Annotated in this window: 18 protein-coding genes and 1 tRNA gene; 8 read left to right on the forward strand and 11 right to left on the reverse strand. The window is 66.7% G+C overall.

Annotated features, from left to right (window positions below; translation table 11 throughout):
- Window positions 1-12 precede the first annotated feature (12 nt).
- Window positions 13-708 carry a carboxymuconolactone decarboxylase family protein gene (locus tag NED98_RS20940; protein WP_265314340.1) on the reverse strand — a complete coding sequence of 232 codons (696 nt, stop codon included), beginning with the start codon at window positions 706-708 and terminating at the stop codon, window positions 13-15.
- A gap of 154 nt (window positions 709-862) precedes the next feature.
- Between NED98_RS20940 and NED98_RS20945 the strand changes: the two genes are divergently transcribed.
- From NED98_RS20945 to NED98_RS20975, 7 genes are all read left to right on the forward strand, one after another.
- Window positions 863-2104 (forward strand): acyl-CoA dehydrogenase family protein, encoded by a 1242-nt coding sequence (locus NED98_RS20945; RefSeq protein WP_265314341.1) that lies wholly within the window; start codon window positions 863-865, stop codon window positions 2102-2104.
- On the forward strand, window positions 2101-3177 hold the full coding sequence (locus tag NED98_RS20950; RefSeq protein ID WP_265314343.1) for a phosphotransferase family protein: 1077 nt from the start codon (window positions 2101-2103) through the stop codon (window positions 3175-3177). The genes NED98_RS20945 and NED98_RS20950 overlap by 4 nt, the downstream gene beginning before the upstream one ends.
- 61 nt (window positions 3178-3238) lie before the next feature.
- Window positions 3239-5686, forward strand: a complete 2448-nt coding sequence (locus tag NED98_RS20955) for a TonB-dependent receptor (RefSeq protein WP_265314344.1) — start codon at window positions 3239-3241, stop codon at window positions 5684-5686.
- A gap of 16 nt (window positions 5687-5702) precedes the next feature.
- Window positions 5703-7040 carry an FAD-dependent oxidoreductase gene (locus tag NED98_RS20960; protein WP_265314345.1) on the forward strand — a complete coding sequence of 446 codons (1338 nt, stop codon included), beginning with the start codon at window positions 5703-5705 and terminating at the stop codon, window positions 7038-7040.
- A 9-nt stretch (window positions 7041-7049) separates the two neighbouring features.
- A complete protein-coding gene (locus NED98_RS20965) occupies window positions 7050-8381 on the forward strand; it encodes a spinster family MFS transporter (RefSeq protein ID WP_265314347.1) in 1332 nt (443 codons plus the stop codon).
- Window positions 8381-9274, forward strand: coding sequence for an SDR family NAD(P)-dependent oxidoreductase (locus NED98_RS20970; protein ID WP_265314348.1), 894 nt, complete (start codon window positions 8381-8383; stop codon window positions 9272-9274). Before NED98_RS20965 ends, NED98_RS20970 begins: the two co-directional genes overlap by 1 nt.
- The gene (locus tag NED98_RS20975) at window positions 9271-10026 is read left to right on the forward strand and encodes an SDR family NAD(P)-dependent oxidoreductase (protein WP_265314350.1); all 756 of its coding nucleotides are present in this window, start codon (window positions 9271-9273) and stop codon (window positions 10024-10026) included. Before NED98_RS20970 ends, NED98_RS20975 begins: the two co-directional genes overlap by 4 nt.
- A 223-nt stretch (window positions 10027-10249) precedes the next feature.
- Here the strand turns inward: NED98_RS20975 and NED98_RS20980 are convergent, their stop codons facing one another.
- The 9 genes from NED98_RS20980 to NED98_RS21020 form a co-directional block, all read right to left on the reverse strand.
- Window positions 10250-11269 (reverse strand): NADP-dependent oxidoreductase, encoded by a 1020-nt coding sequence (locus tag NED98_RS20980; RefSeq protein WP_265314352.1) that lies wholly within the window; start codon window positions 11267-11269, stop codon window positions 10250-10252.
- On the reverse strand, window positions 11266-12279 hold the full coding sequence (locus NED98_RS20985; protein WP_265314353.1) for an acyl-CoA dehydrogenase family protein: 1014 nt from the start codon (window positions 12277-12279) through the stop codon (window positions 11266-11268). The genes NED98_RS20980 and NED98_RS20985 overlap by 4 nt, the downstream gene beginning before the upstream one ends.
- 1 nt (window position 12280) lies before the next feature.
- Entirely contained in the window at window positions 12281-12454 is a 174-nt protein-coding gene (locus NED98_RS20990) for a thiolase family protein (RefSeq protein ID WP_349293280.1), read from the reverse strand.
- A 22-nt stretch (window positions 12455-12476) separates the two neighbouring features.
- Window positions 12477-13658 (reverse strand): acyl-CoA dehydrogenase family protein, encoded by a 1182-nt coding sequence (locus tag NED98_RS20995; RefSeq protein ID WP_265314354.1) that lies wholly within the window; start codon window positions 13656-13658, stop codon window positions 12477-12479.
- The gene (locus tag NED98_RS21000; protein WP_265314355.1) at window positions 13658-14806 is read right to left on the reverse strand and encodes a thiolase family protein; all 1149 of its coding nucleotides are present in this window, start codon (window positions 14804-14806) and stop codon (window positions 13658-13660) included. Before NED98_RS21000 ends, NED98_RS20995 begins: the two co-directional genes overlap by 1 nt.
- Complete coding sequence (locus NED98_RS21005) at window positions 14803-15228, reverse strand: Zn-ribbon domain-containing OB-fold protein (protein ID WP_265314357.1); 426 nt, start codon at window positions 15226-15228, stop codon at window positions 14803-14805. Before NED98_RS21005 ends, NED98_RS21000 begins: the two co-directional genes overlap by 4 nt.
- Before the next feature lie 84 nt (window positions 15229-15312).
- Entirely contained in the window at window positions 15313-16086 is a 774-nt protein-coding gene (locus tag NED98_RS21010; protein WP_432423354.1) for a helix-turn-helix transcriptional regulator, read from the reverse strand.
- A 6-nt stretch (window positions 16087-16092) separates the two neighbouring features.
- Window positions 16093-16701: a TetR/AcrR family transcriptional regulator gene (locus NED98_RS21015; RefSeq protein ID WP_265314358.1), complete on the reverse strand. Its 609-nt coding sequence runs from the start codon at window positions 16699-16701 to the stop codon at window positions 16093-16095.
- A gap of 72 nt (window positions 16702-16773) precedes the next feature.
- Window positions 16774-17472, reverse strand: a complete 699-nt coding sequence (locus tag NED98_RS21020) for a carboxymuconolactone decarboxylase family protein (RefSeq protein WP_265314360.1) — start codon at window positions 17470-17472, stop codon at window positions 16774-16776.
- Window positions 17473-17591: 119 nt separating this feature from the next.
- On the opposite strand from NED98_RS21020, the gene NED98_RS21025 reads away from it, so the two are divergent.
- The gene (locus NED98_RS21025; RefSeq protein WP_265314361.1) at window positions 17592-18344 is read left to right on the forward strand and encodes an SDR family NAD(P)-dependent oxidoreductase; all 753 of its coding nucleotides are present in this window, start codon (window positions 17592-17594) and stop codon (window positions 18342-18344) included.
- An 89-nt stretch (window positions 18345-18433) separates the two neighbouring features.
- On the opposite strand, the gene NED98_RS21030 is transcribed toward NED98_RS21025, so the two are convergent.
- A tRNA-Met gene (locus tag NED98_RS21030) sits at window positions 18434-18510 on the reverse strand.
- Window position 18511: the final 1 nt, after the last annotated feature.

The following is an 18511-nucleotide window of genomic DNA, read 5'->3' on the forward strand; positions in this document are numbered from 1 at the left end:
GCCTGCGGACCATTAGTCCGGAGCGAGCATCGCACCGACGCCTATCCAGGCGGCGATGCCGGCGGCGGGGACGGCGCACAGCACCGCCTCGGCGATTTCCTGGTCGGTCGCGCCCGCCATGCGCGCACCGCGGACATGCGTGGCAGCCATCGGACTGTAGCCGGCCGCCAGGATCGCCAGCAGCAACAGCTCGCCATGTTTGGGCGACAACGGGTTGGCGTCGATGCTGCCGCGGCGCATCAGGTAATAAGCATCTGCCGCGGCTGGGCAGAGCCGCATCAGCTGCGCAAGCGGCACCGGGATCGTGCCGAAATAAGCGAGGAAATTGGCTTCCGCCTCCCCCGGCCCGGCGTGTGGCAGGCCCTGCGGCGGCGGTGCGCCGGAGTCATCGAAGACGGTCGCGATCACGTCGGCGAATTCGAGCGCCGCGCCTTCGCCGCGCAAGCTGCTGAGGACGATGAGCCCAGCGGTCGCGTCGCGAACGGTCAGCCCGAGCGAAGCCCCCCGCGCCAGTTCGCGCCGCGCCAGTTCGGGATAGCGGCGGTCGATCGCGGCGACCGCAATGAACAGCGCCTTGAGCCTCGCCGGGACTGCGCCGTCGGTATCGATGACCGCACGGAAACCCGCATAGCCGGCAAGCGTGTACGGCGCATGGCCGCGCAGCAGCGCGACATCACCCAATGGCCCAAATGATCTTGGCGTCGTCATCGACCTCTCCTGCCTTAAGCTTGTCGACCGACTGGTCGGGCGTCAACTGTCGGCCCACTGTCCTATTTGACAGCCGACCGGTCGGTCGAAAAATAGTACAGCCGACCGACCGGACGAACGATCCGAAAGAAACGACAGGAGGGATATCCGCGCCATGGCGTTCGAACAGTCGCAGCGATCGAGCGAATGGATGGCGCGCGTCCGCGCGTTCATGGATGAGCATATCATCCCCGCGATCCCTGTCTATCACGCCGAACTGGCGGCGATCGACCGCTGGCGCGAAATCCCGCCGGTCTTTGAGGCGCTCAAGGCCAAGGCGAAAGCAGAGGGATTGTGGAACTTCTTCATGCCCCCATCGGCGCATGACGACGCCTATTTCACCAGCCCCGGGCTCAGCAATCTCGACTATGCCCCGATCGCCGAATTGATGGGCCGGGTCTCGTTCGCGAGCGAGGTGTTCAACTGCATGGCGCCCGATACCGGCAATTTCGAGGTGCTCCATCGCTACGGCACGCCGGCACAGAAAGAGCGCTTCATGGTGCCGCTGCGCGACGGCGTCACGCGGTCGGCGTTCCTGATGACCGAACCCGCCGTGGCTTCGTCCGACGCGCGCAACATCCAGACCGAGATCCGGCGCGACGGCAGGCATTATGTGATCAACGGCCGCAAATGGTGGTCATCGGGCGCGGGCCACCCCAAATGCGATTTCTTCGTGCTGATGGGCAAGACCGACCCTGACGCACCCGCCTATAACCAGCAATCGATGATCCTGGTGCCGCGCGATACGCCCGGCGTCACCCTGGTCAGGCATCTGCCCGTCTTCGGCTACGACCACGCTCCCCACGGTCATTTCGAGGTTCTTCTGGAAGAAGTGCGCGTCCCCGCCGAGAACCTGCTGCTCGGCGAAGGACGGGGGTTCGAGATCGCACAGGGCCGGCTCGGCCCGGGCCGCATCCACCACACGATGCGCAACATCGCGACGATGGAGGTCGCGCTCGAGAAGATGTGCCGCCGGCTGGTCGACCGCCACGCCTTCGGCAAGTCGATCGCCGAGCATTCGGTGTGGGAGGAGCGGATCGCCCGCGCGCGGTGCGAGATCGAGATGGCGCGGCTGCTCTGCCTCAAGGCGGCGCACATGATGGACACGGTCGGCAACAAGGCCGCGCGCGCCGAGATCGCGATGATCAAGATCGCGGCGCCGCGCATGGCACAGCGGATCGTCGACGAAGCGATCCAGGCACATGGCGGCGGCGGCGTTTCGGACGATTTCGGGCTCGCCGAATTGTGGGCCAACACGCGCATCGTCCGGCTGACCGACGGGCCCGACGAAGTCCATGAACGCCAGCTCGCGCGGATGGAGCTCGACAAATATCGCACCGCAAGGATAGCGGCATGAGCGCACCCGCCGCACAGATCGGCGCCACCGTCGCCGTGCCCCCGGGCAGCCAGTTCGATGAGGACCAACTTGCGCGCTACCTGCGCGGCACCATTCCAGGCCTCACCGGCGACATCGGAGTCCGCCAGTTCCAGGGCGGGCAGTCGAACCCGACCTTCCTGCTCGAAACCAATGCCGGCAAGCTGGTCCTGCGCCGCAAGCCGGCAGGCGTGCTGCTCGCGTCGGCGCATGCCGTCGATCGCGAATACCGCATCACGCGCGCGCTGTTCGACGCGGGCTTGCCGGTGCCCGAACCGTTGGTGTTGTGCGAGGACACCGACGTTATTGGCACGATGTTCTACGTCATGCGCCACGTGCCCGGCCGTGCTTTCTGGGACCCCAGGATGCCGGGCCTGTCGCGCGACGACCGCGCCGCGATCTACGATTCGGCGAACGCCGCGCTCGCGGCACTCCACAGCGTAGATTACGAGGCGATCGGGCTCCGCGATTACGGCAAGCCGGGCAATTATTTCGCTCGTCAGATCTCGCGCTGGTCACGCCAATACGACGCTTCGCGCACTCGCGACATTCCGGAAATGGACAAGCTGATCGCCTGGCTGCCCGGCGCGATCCCGGTGTTGCCCGAGCGCACGACGATCATTCACGGCGATTATTCGTTCCACAATCTGCTGGTCCACCCGACCGAGCCGCGCGTGGTGGCGGTGATTGACTGGGAGCTGTCGACGCTCGGCGATCCGCTCGGCGACCTCAGCTACCACATGATGGAATGGACCCGACCGGAAGGCGTCGATGTGCGCGGCACGCTGGCAGGCGCCGACCTCGACGCGCTCGGCATCCCCAGCCCCGCGGATTACGCCCGGCGCTATCGCGAGCGCACCGGGTTCGATGTTGACCCGACGCATCCCTTCTACATCGCGTTCAATCTGTTTCGCGTCGCCGCCATTCTCCAGGGGATCGCCGGACGCGCACGCGAGGGGGTGCAAACAGCGGCGAATGCCGGCGAAATCATCGAGCGCATCGACCCCCTGGCCAAGGCCGCGTGGCGTGCGGCCGAGCAAGCGGGCGCAAGCTGACATCACAACGAAATGACGTCGGCGAGACCGGGGCGATCACATAAAGGGAGAGGGAAATAACATGGACAAGCTATTCTGGAGTTCCGCGCTTGGCGCCCTCGCCACCGCCCTTGCGACGCCCGCCACCGCGCAGGAACAACCGGCGGCCGCTGGCGCCTCGGCCGCCGTGCCGCAAGCCGCGGCCGATACGGCAAGGGCGGCCCCCGTCGATCACGCCAACGACGCGGACGTCGTCGTGACTGCGCGGCGGCGTGCGGAGCGCCTGATCGACGTCCCCGTCGCGGCCACCGTCATCACGCCCGCGCAAATCCGACAGTACGACCTGACTTCGGTCGCCAATATCAAGATCCTAGCGCCGCAAGTATCGCTCGACCGCGGTTTCACGGGGTCGGGCACCTCGATCACGATGCGCGGCGTCAGCTCGGCCAGCCTCGACGCCGGTATCGAGCAATCGGTGCTGCTCGATTTCGACGGCATGGCGATGAGCCGCGGACGTATCCTCAACGATGCCCTGTTCGACATCGAGTCGGTCGACGTCCTCAAGGGGCCGCAGGCATTGTTCTTCGGCAAGAACTCCCCCGGTGGCGTGGTGTCGATCAAGTCGGCCGATCCGACGCGGACTTTTTCCGGCTTCGTCCGCGGCGGCTATGAATTCAACGCTGATACCGCCTCGATCGAGGCGGCGGTGTCGGGGCCGATCACCGACAAGCTCAGCGCCCGCCTCGCGCTCTTCGCGAGTCAGAGCCAGGGCTATATCCACAACATGAACAACGGCGTCCCCGACCTGCTCCGCAGCGCCGCGACCGGAAGCATCTTCGTCCCCCCCGCGCAGAGCCGGCTCGGCGCCGAGAAGAAGCTCGCCGGGCGGTTCACGCTCAAATATGAGGACGGCAATTTCGACGCGACCTTCAAGATGCTCGTCAGTCGCTATCAAGGCCAGAGCCTGCAGAGCTTCGACGAAGTCATGGGCTGCCCCGTCGGCCGGGCGCGGCCGGGCGCGGGCGCGGCGCTGCTGGATCCGACGGGCGACTGCAAGCTCGACGACCGGTCGTCACAGGGCTGGCTGTCGCCAACCATCATCAACCTCTGGCCGCAGGTGAAGGCGCACGACAATGGCCGCCCCTTTTCCAGCGACGATACCTATCTGCCGACGCTGACGCTCAACTACACCGCCGGGAAGATCAAGCTGACCTCGGTCACCGGTTATTACGACTATGCCTATGTCAGCCAGGGCAATGCCGACGGCACGGCCTATTCGCAATTCTGGTCGTACAGCAACGAGAAGAACAAGAGCTTCTACGAGGAGGTCCGCGCCGTCACCTCATTCGACGGTATGTTCAACGTCGCGTTTGGTGGCCATTATGAACAGAACAAGCGGACCTTGTACGTCGGCGGTGCCAACGGTGCGTTGCTGCCCGATGCCACGACCGGCAAATTCCATGCCTATGATAACGAACAACACAACGAGAGCACGGCGTTTTCGGGGTTCGGGCAATTGATCGTCAAATTCTCCGACACCCTCGAGCTTGCCGGCGGCGGGCGCTACACGTGGCAGAAGAACAAGATCAACAGCTTCAGCACCTTCGTGAACTCCAACGCGGTCGGAATCCTGCCGGTGGGCACGATTATCAATGGCGAAAAGAGCGCGGACAATTTCTCGCCCGAAGCGACGTTGAGTTGGCATCCGCATCGCAACGTGTTGATCTACGGCGCGTACAAGACGGGCTATCTGGCGGGCGGATATTCCAATCCGGGTATTCTCGCGTCGACCGCAACGAAAGATACGCTGAGTTTCAACGCGGAGAAGGTGCGCGGCTTCGAGCTGGGAACCAAGGCGTCGCTGTTTAACGGCAAGCTCACCACCACGCTCACCGCGTTCAGCTACAAATATACCGGGCTGCCGCTGACCTCGCTGCTCGTGCTGCCGAACGGAGCCCCCGTCTACGCGACCCAGAACGCGGCCAGCACGATCACCAGGGGAATCGAATTCGAGGCATCCTATCGTCCCGCGCGCAATACCACCTTGCGGACGACGGCCTCCTACAACGACGCCTATTTTCAGTCCTTCCCGATCGCCCAATGTTATGCCGGCCAGACCGTCGCGACGGGGTGCATCCCGGCCGCCGGATCGATACCGGCGCACCAGGATCTCTCGGGCAAGCCCGTCTATCGCGCGCCCGACTGGGTGGTGACGGCCGGGATCGTGCAGGGATTCGACCTGTCTTCGCAGTACCGCCTGACGCTCAACGCCGATCTGCGCTATACGTCGGGCTATTATACCGGGCTCAACCTCAACCCGGTGTCGTTCCAAAAGGGCTTCACCCTGTTCAACGCCGGGGCACGGATCGCGACCGCGGACGACCGTTGGGCGCTGTCGCTGATCGGCCGCAACCTCACCAACCGCCGCTACGGAACGCTCGGCGTCGACAAGCCGGGCGGCATAGGCGAAGTCTTCACCGTCGCCGGCGAGCCGCGAGCGGTGCTGCTGCAAGTCGAAACCAGGTTCTAGCGCATCGGAACGCTCCATGACTGATGAAGCGACAATCACGTGCGACCTGCTGGTCATCGGCGGTGGCATGGCGGGAATGTCCGCAGCCGGCTGGGCCGCGGCGCGCGGGGCGCGCGTGATCGTCGTCGAGAAAGCGGCAGCGTTGGGCGGATCGGCTTTGCTGTCGGGGGGCGTGTTCTGGACCGCGTCGTCGCGCGAGAAGATCGAACTGTACGGCGGGGGTGATCCGGCGCTCGCCGGCATCGTGTTCGACACTTATCCCGCGGTGGTTGCCTGGCTGCGTAGCCGCGGCATCCAGATGTCGCCCCGGATCGACGTGCTCCACGGCCAAGGGTATCAGATCGACATCCACGCCCATATCCGCGGCTGCGCGGACTTGGTCGAACAGCATGGCGGCTTCGTCATCCTCGAGACGGAAACCACCGCGTTGCTGCAGGATGAGGATGGCACGGTGACCGGGGCACGAACGCGGCACGTGGACGGCGAGGTGACCGTGCGGGCAGCCGCGACCTTGCTCGCGACCGGCGGATACCAGGCGTCCCCCGAATTGCGCGCGCGCTACATCCATCCCCAGGCCGAACGGATGCTGCTGCGCGCGAATCCGATCAGCGACGGCGCCGGGCTGCGTCTCGGCGCGGCGGCCGGCGGCGAGGTCGCGGGCACGAATGCCGGCTTTTACGGCCATCTCGTCAGCGAACCGCGGGTGTGGGATGACGAGCGGCTCTATGTCGCGCTGTCGCAATATCATTCGGAGCATGCCCTGCTGATCAACGAAGCGGGCGAGCGGTTCTGCGACGAAAGCTTTGGCGATCACGCCAATACCGCCCAGACGGTGCGGCAACCCGGCTCACGGGCGATCTGCTTCTGGGATTCGCGCGCGCATGCAGCATATGCCACTGTGCCGGTGGTCTCGGTCGGCATCCCGCTCGACAAGATGCAGGTCGCGATCGACAATGGCGGGAAGGGCGTGGTCGCCGGGACACTCGACGAAGTCGCAGCTTTCGCCGACGCGCATGGATTCGACGGCGCGGCGACCTGCGCGACGATTGCCGCGTTCAATCATCAGGCGCGGCATGGCTGGGAAGTGATGGATCCGCCGCGCACCGACGATTTCGCCGCGCTCGACAAGCCGCCTTTCTACGCACTGATCGTACATCCGGCGATCACCTTCACTTTCGGCGGACTGACGATCGATACCGGCGCGCGGGTGTTGCGCGCCGACGGTACGCCCGTCCCCGGGCTGTTCGCGGCGGGCAGCGACGCCGGCGGCGCTTTCGGCCGCGGCTATGCCGGAGGGCTGGCGCTCGCCGCGACCTTTGGGATCACCGCCGCGCGCTCGGCCGGCTGGGCCTGAGGAATCGCGATGACCATTCTTTCCGACATCGGTGTCCCGGCCGGATCCGCCCGCGAAGACGGCGTCCGCCGCCGCGCGCTGTTCGCGCTCTTCCTGATCTCGACCTTCAACTATATCGACCGGACGATCCTCTCGATCCTGCAGATCCCGATCAAGATCGACCTCGGCCTGTCGGACGGGCAGCTGGGCGCATTGACCGGGCTCTCCTTCGCGCTGTTCTACGCTACCTTGTCGCTGCCCGTCGCGCGACTCGCCGATCGCATGAGCCGGCGGCTCCTCGTCGCGGTCTCGCTGGCGATCTGGAGCGCAATGACCGGCTTGAGCGGCCTGGCGGCCGGCTTCGCGACACTCGTCTTTTTCCGGATCGGCGTCGCGATCGGGGAGTCGGGGAGCGTCCCGGCGAGCGTGTCGCTGATCGCCGATTATTATCCGCCCGACCGCCGCGCCACCGCCATGTCGACCTGGGGCCTGGCGCTGCCGGTCGGCCTGATGCTCGGCTACAGCGCGATCGGCTGGCTCGCCGGCGCGCTCGGATGGCGATGGTCGTTCGCCGTCGTCGGCGCGGTCGGGCTGGCGCTGGCGCCGATCGCGATGGCGCTGATCAAGGAGCCGCCGCGCGGCTGGTTCGAGCAGGGAAAGACGCAGACACCCAGCCTGTCCATCGCGGCGTCGCTGACCTTCCTGTGGCGCGAAAAGGCGTTCCGCTATGTCGTCCTGGGCGTGATGCTGCACGGTTTTGCGCAATATGCGATGATGACCTGGAACGCGCCGTTCTTCACCCGCAACCACGGCCTGTCGTTGCCGCAGGTCGCACTGCTGATGGCAATCCAGAGCGGCGCCGGCGGCGCCGTCGGCATGTTCCTGGGCGGCTACCTCGCCGACCGACTGGCGGTGCGCGACCAGCGCTGGCGCGTGTGGATGATGGCGCTGACGATCGGCGCGACGGTGCCCGTGGCGCTGGCGCAGTATCTGACGGCATCGACCGGGCTGTCGATCGCGATGGCGAGCGCCGCCGCACTCTTGATGATCGCTTATTACGGCCCCGTGCTGTCGGTCACGCAGTCGCTCGTCCCCTCGCACATGCGGGCGTTCAGCAACGCCGTGTTGCTTCTGATCTTCAACCTCTTCGGCCTCGGGTTGGGGCCCTGGTGCACCGGCATGGTGAGCGATCTCCTGATCCGGCATTTCGGCGCGGGCAATGACGGGCTGCGCTACGCCTTGTCGCTCTCGCTCGCCGCCTCGGCTGCAGGCTCGCTGGTCCTGTTCCGTGCCGCCCGGTTGTATCGGGTGGCAATGGCACGATCGGCCCAATCCTCATCCCCCATGCAAGGACCAGCATGATGTTCGACTTTTCTGGCAAGACCGCAGTCATCACCGGCGCGGGCGGCGGGATCGGCGCCGCTTTGGCCCGGCGCGCCGCGGCGGAGGGGATGAATGTCGTTCTGGCGGACATCCAGGAGCAGCAGGCCGAAGCGGTCGCCGCGACGATCGGCCGAGATCGGGCGCTCGCCATACGTTGCGACGTGACCGACGAAGCCAGCGTTATCGCGCTCGCCGATGCCGCTTATGCCCGGTTCGGAACGGTGGACCTCCTCTGCAACAATGCCGGGATCGTTCCCGGCGGGCGCCATCGCAAAGTCTGGGAATATGGTTTGGGCGACTGGCAATGGTCGCTCGGCGTCAACCTTTATGGCGTGGTTCATGGCATGCGCGTGTTCGTGCCGCGGATGATCGCCGCCGGCCGCCCCGGGCACATTCTCAACACCGCATCGGTCGCCGGCGTGGTCAGCGGGTCGGGATCGGCTTGCTACGGTGCCGCCAAGCATGCCGTTGTCCGTGCGACCGAGGCGCTCTACGCCGGATTGAAGGAGGTCGGCGCGCCGATCGGTGTAACGATGCTGTGCCCGGGCCTGGTCAAGACCGGCATCTACGATGCCGAGCGCCACCGCCCCGCCCAATTCGCCGATGGCGACGGCCCGGTGCGCGAATCCGCCGAGCTCGAGGCGATGCGCGAGGAGCTCTACCGCAACGCCACCACTGCCGAGCAAGCCGCCGACATGGCATTCGACGCGATCGCCGAGGATCGCTTCTACGCCTTCACCACGACCGCATTCGACCGCGCGATCCGGCAGCGCGCGGACGACATATTGGCGCGCGCCAATCCCAATTTCGACGACATCGTCGCAATGAGCCGCCGCGACGCGGGGCTCGATCGCGCGCCGCAGACGGCATGAGCCGGTTCACCGATCAAATCGTGCTGGTGACGGGCGCCGCGTCGGGTATCGGCATGGCTGCCGCCCGCCGTTTCGCGACCGAGGGCGCGCGCGTCTATCTCGTCGACCGCGACGGCGCGCGGCTGGCGGATGCCGTCGCGATGCTGCCCAGCCCCGGCCGGCATCACGCGACGGCGTGCGACGCGACCGACGAGGAAGCCTGGGCGATCCTGGCGGAGCGTATCGCCCGGGAAGCAGGCCACCTCGACGTCCTCGTCAACAATGTCGGCATCGCGACCCTGACATCGATCGCCGACACCAGCTTGGCGACGTGGCGCGAAACGATGGCGATCAACCTCGACAGCGTGTTCCTCGGCACGCGCGCGATGCTGCCGCTCCTCGCGTCTTCCGGCCACGGGGCGATCGTCAACGTGTCTTCGATCCGCGGTATCATCGGCGCCGTCAATGCCGGCGCCTATTGCGCCTCGAAGGGCGGCGTGCGGATGTTCACCAAGGCGACCGCGCTCGAATGCGCGGCGCTCGGCAACGGCGTGCGCGCCAATTCGGTTCACCCCGGTATGATCGAGACACCAATGGCGGCCGCGGCCTTCGCCGATCCTGCAAAGGCAGCGGCCCGGCTCGCCCAGATACCGATCGGGCGGATCGGCCAGGCGGCGGAGATCGCCGACGCCATCCTCTTCCTCGCCGGAGCCGAATCGAGCTACATGACCGGCGCCGAACTGGTCATCGACGGCGGCACGATCATACAATGATGCCGGCCGGAGCGCCGCTTTTTCCGCTGTGACCAGCGGTGCGGAGTGGTCGATCGCGACCGACCTGCTGGTTGTGCAAACCGGGCGCTCGACCGCCGGGCCGGGACCGGCCGTCTTCTCGGACCGCGGGTTGGAGGTTCACACGATCGGCGATTGCATCGCGCCGCGGCGCCTGTCGCAAGCCTTATTCGAAGCACACCGGCTGGCGACGCAACTCTGAGCTTCAATCCGCCGCGACGATCAGCGTCCCCACGTTCCGGCCCGAGAACAGGTCGACGAACGCCGCCGGGATCGCCTCGAAACCCTGACGCCGATCGACCCGCACCGCGAGCATTCCGTCGTCGATCCAGCTACCTAGCGCCGCGCGTGCCTCATCAGCGCGATCGACGAAATCGCCGACGACGAAACCTTCCATCCGGATTCGCCGATAGACCAGTTTCATCATGTCGCTCGGCCCCTGCGCCGGCGCATCGCCGTCATAGGCCGCGATCTGGCCGCACAGCACGATCCGTCCGCGTAACGCCATCCGGTCGACCGCGGCATCGAGGATCGCCCCGCCCACATTGTCGAAGAACAGGCCGATCCCGTCCGGGCACGTTTCAGCCAGGCGCGCCGCGACATCCTCACGCCGATAGTCGATTGTGGCGTCGACGCCGCACGCGTCGCGCAACCACGCGCATTTATCCGGGCCGCCGGCAATCGCGATGACGCGCGCGCCGAGGATACGCGCGATCTGGCAAGCGACCGACCCGACCGATCCTGCCGCGCCCGAGACCAGTACGACGTCGCCGGCAGCGACGCGCCCGATCTCGGTCATGCCGAAATAAGCGGTCAGGCTGTTGAGCGAGAGCGGCCCCAGCGCCTGCGTGAAATCCATCTCCGCCGGCAGCCGGAACGGTGGCACGGCCGCCGTTCCGGGCGCGATCACGCTCCACTCCTCCCAGCGCGCCATTGCGATCAGGCGATCGCCCGCTCGCCAATCGGGGTGGCGTGAGGCAACGACCTCGCAACCCGCCATGCCCGCGATCGCCTCGCCGATCGGGATCGATCCGCGATCGCTGCGTCCGGGCGGATTGAGCCAGTTGCGGATCGTCGGCGCGATCGCGAACACGCGATTGCGCACCAGCAATTCACCGTTCCGCAGTGTCGGCGCGTCGAACGGCTCCTCGATCAGCGCGAAGTCTTCGGTCGCGACCCGCCCCATCGGCCGCCGCGCGAGCGTCCAGCGGCGATTGACCGTCATGCCGCGAGCCTCTCCCGCGCTTCGCCCGCGCCACCGAACAAGCGCGCGAGTACCATGATCCGCCGCAGGCCGCGCCCGACCGGCAATTCGTTGGTGACGCCGATCCCGCCATGCAGCTGGACCGCTTCTTCGGCCAGGACTTGCGCCGCATGGGCGACATAGGCCTTGGCCGACCGCGCGGCGCGGACGAATCCGGCGTCGTCGCGTCCCACGGCCGCCGCCTTGATCGTCAGCGACCGCGCCTGTTCGAGCGCGACGAACATGCGCGCGAGCTTGTGCTGGACTGCCTGGAACGTCCCGATCGCGGCGCCGAATTGCCGCCGCGTCGCGACATAGTCGACGGTCTGCGCATAAAGCAGCGCCATCGCGCCGGTCATCTCTGCGGCATACGTCAGGTCGATCATCGCGAGCGCCGTTTCGGCGGCACCGGGCGGCAGCGCGGTTCGCGCCGCTTCGCAATCGACCAACGTGATGCAGGCGGCCGGCGTCCCGTCGGCGAGCCGCCGCGGCGTCAGCGCGGCGCCATCCGTATCGAGCGCCACGACATAAGCCGCGCTATCCCCCAAGACGACAAGCGCCGACGCCCGCGGCGCCCACCGCACGAACGCAAACTTGCCCGATACCCTGCCGGCTTCCTCGCGCAGCGCCCCCACCGCCAGCGCCAGGACCGCCTCGCCCGCCATGGCCGGCGCGACGAAGCGTTCGACGAGCATGTCGTTGCCATAGCGCGCCACGATGTCGGCCGCGCCGATCACGCCCTCACCCAGCGGCGTGATCGCCAGCCCCCTGCCTAGCGCCTCGGCGACGATCATCGCGTCATCCGGGCCGCCGCCCATACCACCGGCGCGCTCGGGCAACAGGAAGCGGAACAACCCAAGCTCGGCCATCGCGCGCCAGTCCGCCGCCGGCATCGGCGCGGCGCCGATCACCGCCGCCTCACCACGATCGGCGAGGAACCGCGCGACCGTCTCGCGCAGCATCGCCTGTTCCTCGCTGGGCTCCAGCCGCATGTCAGACCCGCTCGACGATGGTGACGTCGTCGATCGCCGCCGGATCGACCCCGGTCTCCGCGACGATCGCGTCGAGCACGCGCCCGCCGAGGTCGGCGGGGTGAATATCGGAGAGCTGCCCGTTGCGGCGGCCGCCGGCGGTGCGTCGGGCGGAAACGATATAGGCGTCGGCCACGAAGGCGATCCTTTCGCGAAAGTCAGGGCGCGGCCGGCGCGGCGCGCGCGATCAGGTTGAGCTGGATCTCGCTCGTTCCGCCGAAAATCGACCAGGCACGGGCGTTGAGATAGCGGGCGGCAGCCAGCCCCGCCTCGGGCGGGCCGACCAGCGGCGGCGCATCATCCGCATGGAACGGGCGCTGGGCGGGCAGCTGGAGTCCGGCGAGGCCGAACGCGTCGACCGCCAGCGTCTCGATCCCCTGGCGGATTTCCGACGCGACCAGCTTGATCGCGAGGCTGCGCGGTGCGGGTGGCTGACCCTCCTCGATTTCCAGCAGCGTCCGTAATTCGGTCATTTCGAGCGCCTCGGCCTCGAGCCGGAGGCGCGTCGCGCGGTCGGCAAGCAGCGCACCGAGCGGTGAAGCCGCGGCGACCAGTCGATCGAGATCGGCGAGCAATTGCGGGGCATAACCCGTGCCGCCGCGTTCGTTCTCAAGCAGGAACTTGGCAATGCCCCAGCCCTCGCCTTCCGCGCCGATGCGGTTGGCGACCGGCACGCGAACCTCGTCCAGGAACACTTCGTTGAGCTCATGATCGCCCGACGCACTCAGGATAGGGCGCACGGCGACGCCGGGCGAGGTCATGTCGATCAACAGGAACGAGATTCCCGCCTGCGGCTTGACCGCCGGGTCGGTGCGCACCAGCGCGAACAGCCAATTGGCGAACTGCGCCTGGGTGGTCCAGATCTTCTGTCCGGTCACGACATATTCGTTGCCGTCGCGCACCGCACGGGTACGCAGGCTGGCGAGGTCGGAGCCCGAGCCGGGCTCCGAGAAGCCTTGCGCCCAGACATGCTCGCCCGAACGCAGCGCCGGCAGGAAGCGTTGCTGCTGCTCGGGCGTGCCATAGGTGTAGAGGACCGGCCCGACCAGCTTCAGCCCCATGCCGGGCAGGATCGGCGCCCCGGCCCGTGCGCATTCGGTCTCGAAAATCCAGCGCTCGACCGCGCCCCAACCTGGGCCGCCCGCGCTCGCCGGCCAGAAATAGGTCAGCCAGCCCTTGGCCTCGAGCGCGCCCTGCCACGCCCGATATACGTCGGGCTCGGCGAAGACGCCCGAGGTCAGCGCCGCACCGCGCCGCATCGCGGGGGTGAGCGCAGTGTCGAGGAAGCCGCGCACCTCTTCCCGGAAGGCACGTTGTTCGGGCGAAAGCACGAGGTCCATCAGGCCCGCTCTACGATCGCTACGGCCGAGACGCCGGGCGCGCCGTATACGTGGCTGTAGCCGATCCGCGGATCGCCGGTCACTTGCCGCGCGCCCGCCTGCCCGGTCAGCTGGACGTAATTTTCATACACCTGGCGCAACCCGGAGGCGCCGATCGGCTCGCCGCAGGCAAGGCAGCCGCCGTCGGTGTTGATCGGCAGAATTCCGTCGATCCGGGTGCGACCTTCGGCGATCCAGGCTTGCTGCTCGCCGTCGGCGCAGAAGCCATTTTCGGCCATGTGCATGATCTCGGCGCCGCTCTCGGTATCCTGAAGCTGTGCGAGGTCCACGTCCTCGGGTCCAACCCCGGCCATCTCATAGGCGGCGCGCGACGCGATGCTGGTCGGCGAGAGGCCACGGGCGATGTCGAGCGCGGGCGAAAAGACCTCGAACGACCCCGGCGGGCGGCTGCGCACCGCCACCGCACGCAGGCGGACGGCGGGCAGGCCGAGCGATTTCGCCTTCGCCTCGCTGGCAAGGATCAGCGCGACCGCACCCTCGGCGGGCGAGCAGAACATGAACTTGGTCAGTGGGTCGCTGACCATCGTCGAAGACAGGATCGTCTCGGCATCGACCGGTTCGCGCCGCCAGGCATGATCGGCGAGCGCGCCGTTGGCGAAGGCCTTTTCAGCGACCGCCGCCAGCGTGCGGTTAGTGATGCCGTGCATCGCCATGTAGCGCTGGATCTTCATGGCGAAGAACTGCGTGGTCAGCATCAGCCCGGTCTCGCCATACCAGTCGGGCAGCCCCCATTCAGCGGGCTTGGGGTCGAAGGCGCCACGCGGGTGCTTGTCGAAGCCGACCGCAATGCCGAGGTCGAACTCGCCGGACTTGATCGTCGAGTAAGCGCCGAACATCGCCGACCCTCCGGTCGCGCAGCCATTGGCAACGTTGATGAACGGCAGTCCGGTCAACCCGAGCTCGGACACCATCGTGTCGGCCTTGCCGGCGGCGTCCGATCCGCCATAAGCGAATTGGATGTCGCGCCAGTCCAGCCCGGCGCGGCCGAGCGCCTGGCGCACCGCGAACACACCCTGCTGCAGCCCGGTACGTTCCTGCGTGCGCCCGAACGGGTGGATGCCGGCACCGACGATATAGACATCGCTCACGCCGCTTTCTCCGTGATCGGAGCGAACGCGAATGTCGTCCGCCGCTCGCCGCTTTCCAGCGTGAAGGGTTCGGCGACGAGCCGCATCTTCATGTCGATCGCGAAGCCATCGAGCGGCGCGCCAGTAAGCCGCCCCTCGACGATAATCGCGTCGCCGAGCGCGACATAGCCCACGGCATAAGGCGCGAATGCCTCAGGCCCCGCATAAGGCGGCGATTTGGGGCGGAAGCGCTGAACCGTCCACGACCAGAGCCGGCCTTCGCGCGGCAAGAGGACGGATTCGTATCGCTCGGGATCGGCATCTCCCGGCGCCGGGAACACCAATCGGCCACTCTCGCGCTCGCGGGCCGCCAGCAGCATCAGGGCGCCGTCCGCGTCGACATGCAGCAACCGATCGTCGATCGGCGGTGCCAGATCAGGCATATCCGTCCTCCTGCCCCAAAACCTAGTCGGGCAGGTCGAACAACGCCTCTGTCCAATGGGTCAGCGAGGGATCTCGGCTAGGGTCTAGCGCAAGGTACCGAGGAAGCCGAGCTGCGCGGCCTTGAACAAGGCTTGATCGCGGTTGACCGCGTCGAGCTTCTGCGCCGCCGACCGGATGTGGAAGCGTATCGTGGTACGCTTGAGATTGACGATCATCGCGATCTCGTCGTTGGTCTTGCCCGCCGCCGCCCAGCGCAGGCATTCGACCTCACGCTTGGTCAGCATGACCCGCGCGATGCTGGCCGCGCGCCGCTCGGTGACCTTGACGTAGCTTGCGACGAAGATCCGCGCGAGCAGCGCCAGCGCCTCGCCGACCGCCTCGAACGGGGCTGAAAGATCGTCGACCGCGGGATCGGGCGACAGAAAGCTCGCCGCCGCGATCTGCCCGAACGGCAGATGGATCGGCGCGACGATCGCCGCGCTGGTCAGCGCGCGCTCGCGAAAGTTGGTAAGGTCGAGCCCGGCAAGCAACGCGTTGGGCGTGCGCGTGCGGATGCCTTCGGCATTGCACCAGAACGGCTCGCTCTCGAACCGGCACGCCATCGGCAGCGGTGAGGTTAGCGCCAGCTGCGGAAAGCGCCACCAGCGCGAATCCTCGCCCGAAAAACCAAAGACCTCGCCGGCCAGGATCACGCCGTCGGCATCCTTCATCGGCTCGGCCGCGGCGATATTGTCGGTGACCGCTACTTTCAGGCCGGCCAGACCGTGCACCGCGTCGCGCAACGCTTCCGCGGCCAGCCGGATTTCCGCCAGCGATCGGACACGCACCGCGGTCAGCATGTCCTCGTCGACGTGCATCGCGTCCTATCCCGCCTTCAGGCCGTCGAAGAATGGGCCGCACAACGCATCGGCGACCTCTTCGGGCGTGCGCGTTTTCGCCATCGGAGGATACCATTTATATGCCCAGTTGCACATGCCGAGGAAACCGTAGGTGGTGATCACCGGGTCGACCGCGCGAAACCGGCCGCTCTCGACGCCTTCGATGATGAGCGCCTTGACCCTGTCGAAATAGTCGCGGCGGCGGGTACGGATCGCCTCGCGCATCTTGCCTTCGAGGTCGCCGTAATTGTCCATGAAGGCGCGGACATAGCCGGGGTGCGTGGCGATCTGGCCGAGGATGTCGACGCATGCCGAGCGCAGGGAGTCGACCGGATCGGTGCCCGCGCCGTGTTTCAGTCCGTCCAGCAGCGCAGAAATGTGCGTCTCGTGAATCGCGTAGAGGATCGACAGCTTGCTGGGAAAATAGTGATAGAGAGTCGGCTTTCCCAACCCGACCTCGTCGGCAAGCATCTGCATCGACGTGTTGTGAAAACCGACCTTGTCGAACAGCGTGGCGCAATGCTGGATGATTTCGATGCGCTTTTCGTCATGCGCTTCGGTGGTCCGATGTTTTCGCGCTGGCTTGGCGCCCATCGATCATCCTTTCTCTGTTATTTCGAGAACCTGCCCCGGCACGTTCGCGAACTCAAGACAGGGGAGCATTGCTCATTTCGTCCCGGCATCCATCGCCGTCGCGCCGACCACCCAGGCCGACAGGCCGGCGACCGGCACCGCGCACAACACCGCCTCGGCAACTTCGGTCTCGGTCGCACCAGCGCGCCGCGCACCGTCCATATGCACTGACGCCCAGTTGCTGTAGTCCGCCGCCAGCACCGTAACCAACAACAGCTCAGCATGGCGCGGCGCGAGTGCGGTGCCCGACAGCGTTCCCTCCCGCATCAGATAATAAGCATCGCCCCCGACCGGCACGAGATCGAGCAACTTGCCGAGCGACGGCGGCATCGTTTTGAAATAAGCGAGGAAATTCCGCTCCGCCTCGCCCGGCGCGACAACCAGCTCGCGCTCATCGGCCTCGATCCGGGCACTGTCGGGATAGACGCGCGCGTAGATCGATTCGAAGCGTAGTGCGGCGCCCTCGCCACGCGAACTCGCGAGGATCGCCACGGCGCATCCGGCAAGCTCGACGTCGAGCCCCGCTGCTGCCGCGGCGCGCAGCTCGCGCTCGGCCATGTCGGGATAGCCCTTCACGCACGCCGCCGCCGCGACAAACAGATGTTTGAGCGTTTTCGGCAAGGCGCCGTCGTTCTCGATCACCGACCGGAAGCGGCGATACCCCGCCAAGGTCTTTGGCGCGTGGGCGCGAACACGCCCCACGGCGCCGAGTGCTACCGCAGCTGCGGTCATTGCGCGCCTCTCCTTTTTGCTAGACCAACCGGTCGGACGGTTATGCTAACGGCAGGATCGCGAACACGTCAACGGACGGTTTGGTCAGCGTGATGAGGATCAGGAAAGGCGGCTTTTAGATGGACGATCTAACCGGCAAGGTCGCGCTGGTGACCGGCGCGGCATCGGGAATCGGGCTCGCGACCGCGCGCCGCTTCGCCGCGGCGGACGCAGCCGTCATCCTGGTCGACCGCAATGCCGGACGGCTGGCCGCGGCAGTCGAGTCGCTCGGTGCCGGCCGGCATCGCGGCGTCACGATGGATGTCACCGACGAAGCTGCCTGGACGAAATTGGCCGATGAGATCGACCGGGACGCCGGACGCCTCGATATCCTGGTCAACAACGCGGGATTCGGCGTGTTCCGCTCGATCGCGGACACCTCGCTCGCCCATTGGCGCGCGATCATGGCGGTCAATCTCGACAGCGTGTTTCTCGCGACGAAACACCTGCTACCGCTCCTGGCACGATCGGGGAGCGGCGCGATCGTCAATATGTCGTCGATCCGCGGCATCGCCGCCGCCGCCAATACCGGTAGCTATTGCGCGGCGAAGGGCGCGGTACGAATGTTCACCAAGGCGACCGCGCTCGAATGCGCGGCTTTGGGCAATGGCGTCCGCGCCAATTCGGTCCATCCGGGCCATATCGCCACGCCGCTCAGCGCCGGCGTTCACGCCGACCCCGCAATCGCCGCTCGCTTGCTCGCCGACATACCGGTCGGTCGGATCGGCACCCCCGACGAGATCGCCGACGCCATCCTGTTCCTCGCAAGCGATGCGTCGAAATACATGACCGGGGCCGAGCTCGTCATCGACGGCGGCTCGACCGCGCAATAACCAAGCGAACCGTGATTAGCTATTTTGAGTGGCCCTCCAAAACGCAACAACCCCCGCCGTGGGTACGGCGGGGGTAGTTATGGGATCGATGGTTGCGGGGACAGGATTTGAACCTGTGACCTTCAGGTTATGAGCCTGACGAGCTACCGGGCTGCTCCACCCCGCGT

Source organism: Sphingomonas lycopersici (assembly GCF_026130605.1).
GTDB classification, from domain to species: Bacteria; Pseudomonadota; Alphaproteobacteria; order Sphingomonadales; family Sphingomonadaceae; genus Sphingomonas; species Sphingomonas lycopersici.